The sequence below is a fragment of the Pseudomonadales bacterium genome (assembly GCA_024234215.1).
Classification (GTDB): Bacteria; Pseudomonadota; Gammaproteobacteria; order Pseudomonadales; family UBA5862; genus JACKOQ01.
Genome location: JACKOQ010000001.1, coordinates 313,857 through 325,590, shown reverse-complemented (window position 1 = coordinate 325,590; position 11,734 = coordinate 313,857). Strand labels below are relative to the sequence as shown.

Annotated in this window: 13 protein-coding genes; 3 read left to right on the top strand and 10 right to left on the bottom strand. The window is 66.7% G+C overall.

The genetic code is table 11. The features are described from left to right. Window positions 1–34 precede the first annotated feature (34 nt). A complete protein-coding gene (locus H7A13_01605; GenBank protein ID MCP5332050.1) occupies window positions 35–625 on the top strand; it encodes a GNAT family N-acetyltransferase in 591 nt (196 codons plus the stop codon). Here H7A13_01605 and H7A13_01600 read toward each other — a convergent pair. The 8 genes from H7A13_01600 to H7A13_01565 all read right to left on the bottom strand — a co-directional run bounded on the left by H7A13_01600 (window position 622) and on the right by H7A13_01565 (window position 7,901). Continuing rightward, window positions 622–1,389, bottom strand: coding sequence for a glucose 1-dehydrogenase (locus tag H7A13_01600; protein ID MCP5332049.1), 768 nt, complete (start codon window positions 1,387–1,389; stop codon window positions 622–624). The genes H7A13_01605 and H7A13_01600 overlap by 4 nt on opposite strands. A 30-nt stretch (window positions 1,390–1,419) precedes the next feature. Beyond that, window positions 1,420–2,331 carry a CoA ester lyase gene (locus H7A13_01595; GenBank protein ID MCP5332048.1) on the bottom strand — a complete coding sequence of 304 codons (912 nt, stop codon included), beginning with the start codon at window positions 2,329–2,331 and terminating at the stop codon, window positions 1,420–1,422. 16 nt (window positions 2,332–2,347) lie between these two features. Beyond that, complete coding sequence (locus H7A13_01590; GenBank protein MCP5332047.1) at window positions 2,348–3,580, bottom strand: CoA transferase; 1,233 nt, start codon at window positions 3,578–3,580, stop codon at window positions 2,348–2,350. Then, window positions 3,577–4,056 carry a MaoC family dehydratase gene (locus tag H7A13_01585; GenBank protein MCP5332046.1) on the bottom strand — a complete coding sequence of 160 codons (480 nt, stop codon included), beginning with the start codon at window positions 4,054–4,056 and terminating at the stop codon, window positions 3,577–3,579. Before H7A13_01585 ends, H7A13_01590 begins: the two co-directional genes overlap by 4 nt. Continuing rightward, window positions 4,053–5,216 (bottom strand): acyl-CoA dehydrogenase family protein, encoded by a 1,164-nt coding sequence (locus tag H7A13_01580; GenBank protein MCP5332045.1) that lies wholly within the window; start codon window positions 5,214–5,216, stop codon window positions 4,053–4,055. The genes H7A13_01585 and H7A13_01580 overlap by 4 nt, the downstream gene beginning before the upstream one ends. Then, the gene (locus tag H7A13_01575; GenBank protein ID MCP5332044.1) at window positions 5,213–5,710 is read right to left on the bottom strand and encodes a MaoC family dehydratase; all 498 of its coding nucleotides are present in this window, start codon (window positions 5,708–5,710) and stop codon (window positions 5,213–5,215) included. The genes H7A13_01580 and H7A13_01575 overlap by 4 nt, the downstream gene beginning before the upstream one ends. 2 nt (window positions 5,711–5,712) lie before the next feature. Next, complete coding sequence (locus H7A13_01570; GenBank protein MCP5332043.1) at window positions 5,713–7,086, bottom strand: MmgE/PrpD family protein; 1,374 nt, start codon at window positions 7,084–7,086, stop codon at window positions 5,713–5,715. Window positions 7,087–7,262: 176 nt separating this feature from the next. Further along, complete coding sequence (locus H7A13_01565; GenBank protein MCP5332042.1) at window positions 7,263–7,901, bottom strand: OmpW family protein; 639 nt, start codon at window positions 7,899–7,901, stop codon at window positions 7,263–7,265. 156 nt (window positions 7,902–8,057) lie between these two features. Between H7A13_01565 and moaB the strand changes: the two genes are divergently transcribed. Further along, entirely contained in the window at window positions 8,058–8,588 is a 531-nt protein-coding gene (gene moaB / locus H7A13_01560) for a molybdenum cofactor biosynthesis protein B (protein MCP5332041.1), read from the top strand. Between the two features lie 2 nt (window positions 8,589–8,590). Further along, window positions 8,591–9,823, top strand: coding sequence for a molybdopterin molybdotransferase MoeA (locus H7A13_01555; GenBank protein ID MCP5332040.1), 1,233 nt, complete (start codon window positions 8,591–8,593; stop codon window positions 9,821–9,823). A gap of 39 nt (window positions 9,824–9,862) precedes the next feature. On the opposite strand, the gene fabB is transcribed toward H7A13_01555, so the two are convergent. Beyond that, a complete protein-coding gene (fabB, locus tag H7A13_01550; protein ID MCP5332039.1) occupies window positions 9,863–11,080 on the bottom strand; it encodes a beta-ketoacyl-ACP synthase I in 1,218 nt (405 codons plus the stop codon). Between the two features lie 122 nt (window positions 11,081–11,202). Next, window positions 11,203–11,721 carry a 3-hydroxyacyl-[acyl-carrier-protein] dehydratase FabA gene (gene fabA / locus H7A13_01545; GenBank protein ID MCP5332038.1) on the bottom strand — a complete coding sequence of 173 codons (519 nt, stop codon included), beginning with the start codon at window positions 11,719–11,721 and terminating at the stop codon, window positions 11,203–11,205. Window positions 11,722–11,734 lie beyond the last annotated feature (13 nt).

Sequence of the window (11,734 nt, the reverse complement as noted above, 5' to 3'; positions counted from 1 at the left end):
CCGACGAGGTCATGCGGTGGATAGGCCCTTTGCGCTGCAACCGGTGACGCTCGAAGGCAGTCTGGTCACGCTGCGCCCGCTGGCGGTGGAGGACGCCGACCCGCTGGCGGCACTGGTGGCGGCGCAGCGGCTCGACCTGCATCCGCACACGGCGATTCCGGCCCCGCAGCGGATGGCCCACTACATTGCCGAGGCGCTGGACGAGCAGGCCGCCGGGCGGGCGCTACCCTTCGTCGTCATCGAGCGCGCCACTGCCCAGGTGGCCGGTACCACCCGCTTCTGCCGCGCAGTGCCACCGCATCGCCGGCTGGAGATCGGCTACAGCTGGCTCGGCCAGCAGTGGCGCGGACGCGGCATCAACCGGCAGATGAAGTGGCTGATGCTCGACCACGCCTTCACCGCTCTGGGTGCGCTGCGGGTGGAGTTCCACACCGACCTGTTGAACCGGCAGTCGCAGCGGGCGCTGGAGAAGATCGGCGCACTGCGCGAGGGGCTGTTGCGCCACCACATGGTGATGCCGAGCGGCCGAATCCGCGACTCGCTGATCTACAGCATCGTCGCCAGCGACTGGCCGGCGCTGGCAGCCGGCTGGGCCGCCAGCGACGATCCCGCGCCGCTCGACTAACTGATGCAGCGGCCGCCGTCGACCTCCAGCGCAACACCGGTGATGAACTGCGCCTCGTCCGACACCAGATAGAGCGCGGCATTGGCCACATCCTGCGGCTCGGTCAGACGCCCGAGCGGAATGCCGGCCCCCATCGCGGCACGGGTCTCCGGCGTGTTGCGCGCGTGGTCACCGATGAAATCGCCCAGCATCGGCGTGTTGGCCACCACCGGGCAGAGGCAGTTGACGCGCACCTTGGCCGGCGCCAGTTCGATCGCCATCGACTTGGTGAGGGTGATCACCGCCCCCTTGCTGGCGTTGTACCAGGCGAGGTTGGGGCGCGGCCGCAGCCCGGCAGTCGAGGCGGTGTTGAGAATCACCCCCTCTCCCTGGGCGCGGAACAGCGGCACCACCTCCCGGCTGCTCAGGTAGATCGACTTGACGTTGACGGCAAAGACCCGGTCATAGTCGGCCTCGCTGACCGCATCGAGCGGCATGGTGGCATGGGTGTAGCCGGCGTTGTTGACCATCACGTCGAGCCCGCCCCACAGCGTGACAGCCTGCGCCACCATCGCCTTCACCTGATCGGCCTGCGCCACGTCGATCTGGCAGAAGTGCGCCTCGCCGCCGGCGCGGCGAATCTCCTCGACCACGGCCATGCCGCGCTCGGCACTGAAGTCGGCCAGCAGCAGCCGGGCGCCCTCCTCGGCAAAGCGCTGGCTCATCGCCTTGCCGAAACCGGAACCGCCACCGGTGACGATGATTCTCTGGTTGTGCAATCGCATGGGGGCTCTCCTTGGGTACGGGGTTGAGGATCAGACGCCGACCAGATTGGCCCGCCTGACGATGTTGCGCTGGATGCGCACCGAGGCGGCGTCGACCAGCACGCCATCGACCTGAATCGCACCGATGCCGGCGGCCTCGGCCTCGGCATAGGCCTCGTCCATCTTGCGGGCGCGGGCCACATCGGCCGGATCGGGGGTGAAGATCTCCAGCGCCGGCTCGATCTGCGCCGGATGAATCGCCCACTTGCCAACGCAACCGAGCGTCAGCGCGCGCCGGCACTCCTCGCGATAGCCCTCCTCGTTCCTGAAATTGCCGAACGGGCCATCGATCGGATCGATGCCGGCGGCGCGGGCGGCGATCACCATCTTGTTGCGCTGGTAGTGCCAGAGATCGCCGGGGTAGCTGGTGGCGCCACCGATCGCCCGCACATCGATGCCCTGCGAAGCGGAATAGTCGCCCATGCCGAAGATCAGCGCCTCCAGCCGGGGGCTGGAGAAGGCGATCTCCTCGACCCGCATCATCGCCTCGACCTCCTCGATCAGCACCTCGATGCCGATCGGTCTGTCGAGGCCGAGGTCGGCCTCCAGCTGACTCAGCAGGATGTCGACCCAGATCACGTCGGCCGCCCGCTTCACCTTCGGGATCATCAGCACATCGAGCTGGTCGCGGGCGCCGCTGACCACCTCGATGATGTCGCCATAGGCGTAGCGGGTCTCCAGATCGTTGATGCGCACGCAGCGCACCTTGTGGCCCCAGTCGAGCGTGGTCAGCGCCGTGACGATCTGCTGCCGGGCCGGCTTCTTGGCCGATGGCGCCACGGCATCCTCCAGATCGAGAAAGACATGGTCGGCCCGGCTCTGCGCCGCCTTGGCCATCTTCTTGTCATCGCTGCCGGGCACCGCCAGTTGGGAGCGGCGCGGCCGTTGCGGGCGTTGATGCATGGTGCAGACTCCTGATTTATCGACTCGGTTGAATGACGCCCTCGGCACGCAACTGGGCAATTTCCGCCGGGGTGAGCCCCCACTCACCCAGCACCTGCTCGGCATGTTCCCCCAGCAGCGGACCCCGGCCGCGAATGCCGGGCGGCGTTCGGCTCATGCCGATCGGACTGCCGGCCAGCACCACATCGCGGCCGGCACCGGGCTGCTCGACCGGCACCAGCATCCGTGCGGCAAAATGGGGATCGGCGAAGATGTCCGCCACATCGTAGACCGGCGCGAACGGCACCCTGCCGCCGAGCCGGTCGACCAGCTCCTGCTTGCTGAAGCGGAGCGTCCAGCGCTCCACCTCGGCATTGACCTCGTCGCGGTGCAGCGCACGCTGCATGTTGCTGCGGTAGCGCTCATGGCTGACCAGCTCCGGCCGGTTCATCTCATCACAGAGAATCGACCAGAAATTCTCGCGCGGGCAGGCGATGGTGACCCAGCCGTCACGGCAGCGGAACAGCCCGAACGGGCAGAGCATCGGGTGGGCATTGCCCTCGGGGTGGGGCACGGTGCCCTGGTAGGAGTACTGGTAGACGATCCGCTCGCAGAGCGACAGGATGGCATCGGTCATCGAGACATCGACGAACTGCCCCTCGCCGCTGGCGCGGGCATGGATCACCGCCGCCAGAATCGCGAAGGCGTTGAGCGCACCCGGAAAGATGTCGCCGACCCCGGGACCGATCTTCATCGGCGACTGCGCATCGGGTCCGGTGATGCCCATGATGCCGCCCATCGCCTGCGCCACCACATCGTAGGCCGGCCAGGCCTCGTAGGGGCTGCTGCCGTTGCGACCATCGCCAAAGCCGCGGATGGCGGCATAGACCAGCCGCGGATTGATGCCGGCCAGCAGCTCATAGCCGAGGCCCAGCCGCTCCATCACCCCGGAGCGGAAGTTCTCGACCAGCACATCGGCATCGCGCACCAGCCGCTGCAACAGCGCCTTGCCTGCTGCCTGCTTGAGGTCGATCACCAGGCTGCGCTTGCCGCGGTTGATGCTGTGGAAGTAGCCACCGAACAGCCGCGCCGCATCGCCATCGGCAAAGGGACCGGAGTAGCGGGTGCCATCGCCCTCGGGCGGCTCGATCTTGATGACGTCGGCGCCCTGATCGGCCAGCAGCATCGTGCAGTAGGGGCCGGAGAGCATCATCGTCAGATCGAGCACCCTGAGCCCCGCCAGCGCTCCCGGGCCCGACAGCGGTTTCATCGTGCGCCCCAGTGGCTGCGCCGCTTCACCAGCGTGCGCCGCTCGCCCTCGAACACCACCTGCCCGCGCTGGTTGACCCCCCAATGTCTGAAGCGCACCTCGCCGGCATCCTCGCGCTGTGCCGGCTTCACTTCGAGCACTTCGGTGTAGGCGGTCAGGGTGTCTTCATGCAGCACCGGATGCTTGAAGCGGATCCTGTCGAGCCCCAGCTCGGTCAGGGCATTCTCGCTGGTGTCCTGGCTGGTGAGTCCGATGATCAGCGAGGCGGTGCAGCCGCCGAAGGTGATGCGCTGACCGAAGGCGGAGCCCTTCATGCTCTCCTCATTGAAGTGGCCCTGGGCGGTGTTCATCACCAGGTTGGTCAGCAGCACATTCTCCATCACCGAGATGGTCTTGCTGCGGGCATGTTTCATCACGTCGCCGACGGTGAAATCCTCGAAGTAGTTGTCGCGGGCGGTCATTGCGGAGAGTTTCATGCTGATTTCCCCTTGCCGAGCAGATGGTCGGCGATGATGCGTTGCTGGATCTCCGAGGTGCCTTCGAAGATCTTGGTCAGGCGGGCGTCACGCCAGTAGCGCTCGACCGCATGGAGCTTGGTGTAGCCGGCGCCACCGAAAATCTGCATCGCTTCCGAGGTGACCCGCTCCGCCATCTCGGTGGCGAAATATTTGGCCATGCCGGCCTCCTTGTCGCAGCGGCCACCGCGGTCGATCAGGTCACAGACGTGATACATCAACTGCCGTGCCGCCTCGATCTCTGTGGCCATCGTGGCCAGCTTGAAGCGGATCGCCTGGAATTCGCCGATCGGCCGGCCGAACTGCTCGCGCTGCTGTGCATACTTGAGCGCATCCTCGAGCGCGCCGCGCGCCAGACCGATCGCCCGGGCGGCGGTGTGGGCGCGGGCCACGGTCAGCCCCTGCGAAATCGCATAGAAGGCCGCCCCCTCCTCACCCATCAGATTGTCGAGCGGTACCCGACAGCCATCGAAGGCCAGCTCCCAGGTCTTCCAGCCGAAGTAACCGATCTTCGGAATCGGTGCCCCCTTGCAGCCGGCCGGCAGTTCGCCGCGCGGCTTTTCGATGCGAATCGAACTGATGCCGGCATGACGTCGCTTCGGGTCGAGGGGCGCGGTGCGACAGAGCACCTGGATGTAGTCGGCGCCATCGGCAAAGGTGCACCAATATTTGTTGCCGCTGATCACCCAGTCGTTGCCGTCGCGCACCGCCCGGCAGCTGAGTCCGGCCACATCGGAGCCGGCGCCCGGTTCCGACAGCGCGAAGGCGCCCAGATACTCACCGCGCACCGTGCGCGGCAGGATGTCGCGGCGCTGTGCCTCGCTGAGCTGGCTGGCGCCGCCCAGGCCGTTGGCCCGGGCAATCAGGCTGGCCACGCTCATCCAGCCCCGTGACAGCTCCTCGGTGATCAGGCAGTACTCGAAGCAGCCCAGCCCCATGCCGCCATATTGCGGATCGATGGTGATGCCGAAATAGCCCATGTCGGCCAGCTTCTGTCGCAGCGCCATCGGGATGTCGCCCTGGATCGGATCGAGTTCGTTGGCCACCGGCAGCACCTCTTTCATGCTGAACTGCCGCGCGGCCTCCTGAATCATCAACCGCTCTTCGGTGAGATGGCTCATCCCTTGGCCTCCCGCTTTTTGACCATGTTGGTGCGGCGAAAGTCGATCACCAGCTCGCCACGCTGGTTGTAACCCGAGGTGTGCCAGGTGACGATGCCGCTGTCGGGGTGGGAGCTCGACTCCCGCTTGTCGAGCACCTCGCTGCGGGCAGTCAGCGTGTCGCCCGGATAGACTTCGCGGTGAAAACTGAGCGCCTCGACGCCAAGGAACAACCCGCCCGCCTCGCTCAGATCCTCCACCGACAGACCAAAGACCGTGGTGAAGACCAGCATGTGGTTGACCACGATGGCCGGATGGCCATGCCCCTCGGCATAGGGCTGGTTGAAGTAGAGCGGGTTGTAATTCATCGTCAAGGTGGTGAAGAGCGAGTTGTCACCCTCGTTGAGGGTGCGCCCCCAGTGGTGCTCGAACTGCTGCCCGAGGGTGAAGTCTTCGTACTGATTGCCCTTGGGCCTCAATACTGCGCGGTTCATGAACTCATGGGATTGGGACATCGTTACATCCTGTTGGCGCTGTGATCGGAAGCAGAGAGCAGGGCAAACAGCGGATCGAGTGACGGGAGCGTCTCCAGTCGCCCGACGAGCGCCAGCAGCATTTCGCTGCGTTCGGCGCCGAGGATCGGCAGCGTCAGTGCCCGGAACTTCGCCGCCAGCTTCTGCCACTGCAGGTCGAGGTCACGCAGCGGCACGCCGACATCGACCTGCTGCTGAAAATGGGCGCCCTGGGTGGTGATGAGCTCGACCAATGCGGCCGACCCCTTGATCGAACCGCTGGTCTCAAGCCGCACCCGCTCACGCAGCGCCACCAGATCGGTGCGGTTGGCCAGCGCATCGCTGTAGCTGCCGAGCGCTGCAGTGTCGATGCCGGTCAGGGCCAGTGCGGCGGCATGACGCAGGCTGAACTTGCTCTCCAGACCTGTGGTCGGTGCGGGGATGGCACAGACCTTCAGATGGCCGGCATCGACATGCAGCACCACCTCCTTCACCTGCTCCGGCGTCAGGCGGTGTGCCTGCCGCAACCCCGCCACCGCCTCGATGCTCGAATGGGTCAGATAGCAGGCTGCATGGTACTTGAACAGGTTGTCGGCCAGCAGGAATCGATCGTCCGGCAACAGTGCGCGCGCTGGCTGAAAGTCGCGACTCTGGGTGTCGCCAAAGCCCTGTTCGCACTCGATCACCTCGGCCCGGCTGCTGAAACCACGCTGCGCCAGCTCTGCCGCCAGCAGGCCGTTGGCCGCCGCCTTGCCCACCTGAAACGGCTTGCAGGCAGTGCCGAACATCGATTTCAGGCCCGCCGCCTGGGTGCCGGCAATGCCGAATGCCGTGGCCATTTGCGCCGGCTGCAATCCGAGCAGCCAGCCCGCTGCCGCCGCTGCGCCAAAGGTGCCGAGCGTCGCCGTGGCATGCCAGCCACGGTGGTAGTGATCAAGCCCAACCGCCAGCCCCACCCGACACTCGACCTCATAGCCGGTGACAAAAGCCGCAATCAGCGCCTGTCCCGAAGCACCCTGCACCTCGGCCAGTGCCAAGGCTGCCGGCAGCACCGGCGCGGTGGGATGCCCAATGATCGCCATGTTGACGTCATCGTAGTCGAGGGCATGTGAAGCCGTGCCATTGAGCAGCGCCGCCTGCAGCCGGTTCACGCGCGGTGCGTGGCCCACTGCCGTCGCCTGCGGACGGCCACCTTCACTGCAACTCTGCGCCAGCAGCGTCTCCACCAGGGGTTCACGGCTGCCCGCCAGCGTGACGCCCAGCCAGTCGAGCAGACACTGCTTCGCCAGCGCAACCATGCTGGCCGGTAGATGCTCGAAGGTGCGGTGGGCCGCCTGGGCGGCGATCTGTGCGGTCAATCCAGCCGGCTGGGTCATCATGTTCGCCAATCCTCTGGCTGATTCCCCGGTCGAGTGATGGCGGCAGCGCCATCCTCGCCTGTTATTGTTCCGGTCAATCTAGCAAAGAGCACTCGCGCTGTGCAACGGATTCAGCGAAGGCGCCGCATTGCGAAAAGAAAAGGGGGCGAGCCGACCGGCCCGCCCCAAGGGGAGTGTCAGAAGCGGTAGCCCGCGCCGACGCTGAGCAGCCAGGGGTTGACCGTCAGATCGGTCACGTAGGTGCCCGCCGCCGCACCACTCTTCACCCGGATGTCGTTCGCGTCGATCTGCACATACTTGGCATCGAGGTTGACGAACCAGTTGGGCGCAACCTTGAAATCGACCCCCACCTGCGCTGCCAGACCCCAGCTGCTGGTGTCGAGCCGCAGCGGCGCATCCGTCCCGACCGCCGGCGCGGCGTTCAGGTCGACATCACTGAAGTGGGTGTAGTTGATGCCGGCACCGACATAAGGGCGAACCGTCCCTTCCGGGCAGAAGTGGTACTGCAACAGCAGCGTCGGCGGCAGGTGCTTGAGGCTGCCGATGTCGAAGTTGCCGAGCTTCACATCATGCTTCTGCGGGTAGGTCAGAACCAGCTCGGCCGCCAAGTTGGGCGTGAAGAAGTAGCTGATGTCGATCTCCGGAAACCACTTGTCCTCGACATCGACCTCGCCATAGGCCGTGGTCACCGGGGTGATGTTGTTCTCGTTGTCGACATTCATGTCGAGTGCGCGCAGCCGCACCAGCCATGGCCCCTCACCTGCGTAGGCAGAGCCGGTCCCGACCGCGAGCAGACAGAGTGTCGCCATCGCCATGCTTTTTTCATGCTGATCTCCAAAGTTGAGGAATGCAGGGCGGACTATAGGCAAGCGGTCACTGTTCGCCATTGACCTGGATCAAGCGTTGGCCGGTTGCCCGACCCGGTGCGGCAGCGGACAATGGCCGCCCCGTTTCGTTGCGAGAGCCCTGCCATGTCCCATGCCGCCACCGAATTCGTTCCCCTCGATCTGGCCGTGCTGACGGTCTCCGACAGCCGCGATGAGGCCAGCGACAGCTCGGGCCGCTTCCTCGCCGAGGCAGCGCGCGATGCCGGCCATCGCCTGCGGGACAAGCGCATCGTGCCCGATGACCGCTACCAGATTCGCGCAGTGGTCTCGGCCTGGATCGCCGATCCGGCCATTCAGGTGGTGCTGGTCACCGGCGGCACCGGTTTCTCGCAGCGCGATGGCACGCCCGAGGCGCTGGCACCGCTGTTCGATCAGCACATCGATGGCTTTGGCGAGCTGTTCCGCCACTTCTCGCTGGAAGAGATCGGCAGCTCGACGATTCAGTCGCGCGCGCTGGCCGGACTCGCCAACCGCACGCTGATCTTCGTGCTGCCCGGCTCGACCGGCGCCTGCCAGACCGGCTGGAACCGGATCATCCGCGAGCAGATCGACAGCCGCCAGCGCCCCTGCAACTTCGTCGGCCATCTGCTCGGCACGACCAGCGGCGGCCAGTGACGATGGGTGGCACTCCACTGACCCCGGTCGATGTCGCCATCGAACAACTGCTGGCGGCTGCCGACGGCGCCCCGGCAGTGCAACCGGGCGCCACCCTCGATGCGCTCGGCCGGGTGCTGGCGCGCGACCTGCACGCCCCGTTCGACCAGCCCGCTGTCGACAACAGCGCGGTCGATGGCTATGCCGTGCGCAGCCGGGAGGTCGAAGCCGGCCGGCCACTGCCGATCTCGCAACGCATCGCTGCCGGCGATGTCGCTGCCGAACTGGTTCCCGGCACGGTGGCGCGCATCTTCACCGGCGCGCCGCTGCCGGCCGGCGCCGACGCGGTGGTGATGCAGGAGGATGCCGACCCCGAAGCAGACCAGGTGCGGTTCACGGTGACACCCCGACCGGGGGCCAATGTCCGCCGGCGCGGCCACGAGATCGCAGCCGGCAGCCTGCTGTTGCCGGCCGGAACCCGTCTGCGTCCACAGGAGCTGGGGCTGATCGCCTCGGCCGGCGTGGCGCAGATTCCGCTCTGTCGTCCGCTGCGGGTCGCCCTGCTCTCCACCGGCCGCGAACTGCTGGAACCGGGTCAGGGCGGGGCCGAGCAGCTGGCGAGCGGCGCGCGGCTGTTCAACTCCAACCGCTACCTGCTGACCGGGTTGCTGCGCGGGCTCGGCTGCCAGATCGACGATTTCGGCATCGTCGACGACACGCTGGCCGCGACGCGCGCAGCCCTGCAGCAGGCCGCCGCGGTGGCCGACCTGCTGATCACCACCGGCGGCGCCTCGGTCGGCGAGGAGGATCACCTGATCAGCGCCATCCAGCAGCTCGGCCGCCTGAAGCTGTGGCAACTGGCGATCAAACCGGGCAAGCCCTTTGCATTCGGCGAGATCGGCACGACGCCGATCATGGCACTGCCGGGCAATCCGGCCGCCGTGCTGGTCACCTTCTGCATCCTCTGCCGGCCCTATCTGCTGCGCCGGCAGGGGGTGCGCGAGGTCGCACCGCTGCGGGTCGGGGTGCCGGCCGGCTTCAGCGTCAGCCAGCCGGGCAAGCGGCGCGAATACCTGCGCGCCCGGCTGTTGCGTGATGCAACCGGCCACGACCGGCTCGAACCGCACCCCAACCAGGGGTCGGGGGTGCTGCGTTCGGCGGCCTGGGCAGATGGTCTGGCGGTGGTGGAGCCCGGACAGCGCGTGACGGCGGGCGATCTGATCGACTTTCACCCGTTCGCCGCGCTGCTGGGGTGACGGCTGCGGGCAACCCGGTGGCCGCCCGCGCGCCGGGTTTCAGCCCTCGAAACGCTCGAACAGCAGGCAGGCGTTGGTGCCACCGAAGCCGAAGCTGTTGGAGAGCACGCTGTTGAGCTCAACGCCATCGCGGCGCGTGCGCAGGATCGGCAGCCCCTCGGCACCGGGGTCGAGGTTGTCGATGTTGGCCGATGCGGCCAGAAAGTTCTGCTCCATCATCAGCAGGCTGTAGATCGCCTCCTGCACGCCGGCCGCGCCGAGCGAGTGGCCAGAGAGCGACTTGGTCGAGCCGATCGGCGGCGCCTCGTCGCCGAACACCTCGCGGATCGCCCCCAGCTCGCACAGATCGCCCACCGGCGTGCTGGTGCCATGGGCATTGATGTAGTCGACCGGACGCCGGGCGCCGGCCAGCGCCTGATGCATGCAGCGCGCCGCCCCCTCGCCCGAGGGCGCCACCATGTCATGGCCATCGGAGGTGGCGCCATAACCGACCAGCTCGGCCAGAATCGGTGCGCCACGGCGCTGGGCATGCTCCAGCTCCTCCAGCACCAGCACCCCCGCACCGCCGGCGATGACGAAGCCGTCGCGGTCGCGGTCATAGGGGCGCGACGCCCGCTGCGGCTGGTCGTTGTACTGGGTCGAGAGCGCGCCCATCGCATCGAACATCATTGTCATCGCCCAGTAGATCTCTTCGGCGCCGCCGGCAAAGACCATGTCCTGCTTGCCGAGCTGGATCAGCTCCATCGCGTTGCCGATGCAGTGCGCGCTGGTGGCGCAGGCCGAGGAGATCGAGTAGTTGACCCCCTTGATCTGAAACGGGGTGGCGAGGCAAGCCGACACCGTGCTGCCCATCGTGCGGGTTACCCGGTAGGGACCGACCCGCCGCAGCCCCTTGTCGCGCATCAGATCGACCGCTTCGACCTGGTTGGCGGTCGAGGCGCCGCCCGAGCCCATGATGAGGCCGACCCGCGGATCGGAGATCTGCTGCGGCAGCAGCCGGGCATCGCTGATCGCCTGCTCCATCGCCAGATAGGCATAGGCGGCCGCATCGCCCATGAAGCGCAGCAGCTTGCGATCGATGGCGGCTTCGAAGTCGACCTTCGGCGTGCCGCCGATGTGGCTCTTCAGCCCCATCTGCACATAGTCGTCAATGCGCGCGATGCCCGAACGGCCCTCGCGCAGTGAATCGGTGACGCTCTGCCGGTCATTGCCGAGACAGGAGACGATGCCAAGACCTGTAACCACCACGCGACGCATCATCGCGGAACCTCCAGTGAAGGCCTGTTGGAATGATTGCCGGCCGGGACGGCACTGCGCCCTCGGCCACTCGACGGTGCCGGGGCGGCCTGATCAAACCCCAGCAGCGTTAAACTGCCGTTTCAGCCCATGCGCTCGGTCGACTGGAACAGCCCGACCCGCAGATCGCGGGCGCTGTAGATGGTGGTGCCATCGACCGCCATGGTGCCATCGGCAATGCCCATCACCAGCTTGCGTTCGATCACCCGCTTGAGCTGGATGTGATAGGTGACCTTCTGCGCCTGCGGCAGCACCTGACCAAAAAACTTCACCTCGCCGCAGCCCAGCGCCCGACCGCGGCCGGGATTGCCGCGCCAGGCCAGAAAGAAGCCGACCAGTTGCCACATCGCATCGAGCCCCAGGCAGCCCGGCATCACCGGATCACCGGGAAAATGACAGGAGAAGAACCACAGGTCGGGACGAATGTCGAGTTCGGCGGTGATCTCGCCCTTGCCATGGGCGCCACTGTCATCGGTGATCAGCGTGATGCGGTCGAGCATCAGCATGTTGGGAACCGGCAACTGCGCGTTGCCGGGGCCGAAGAGTTCGCCATGACCGCACTGCAGCAGCGCATCGCGGTCGAAGGCATGGGGTCTGGACATAACGCTCTGCAAC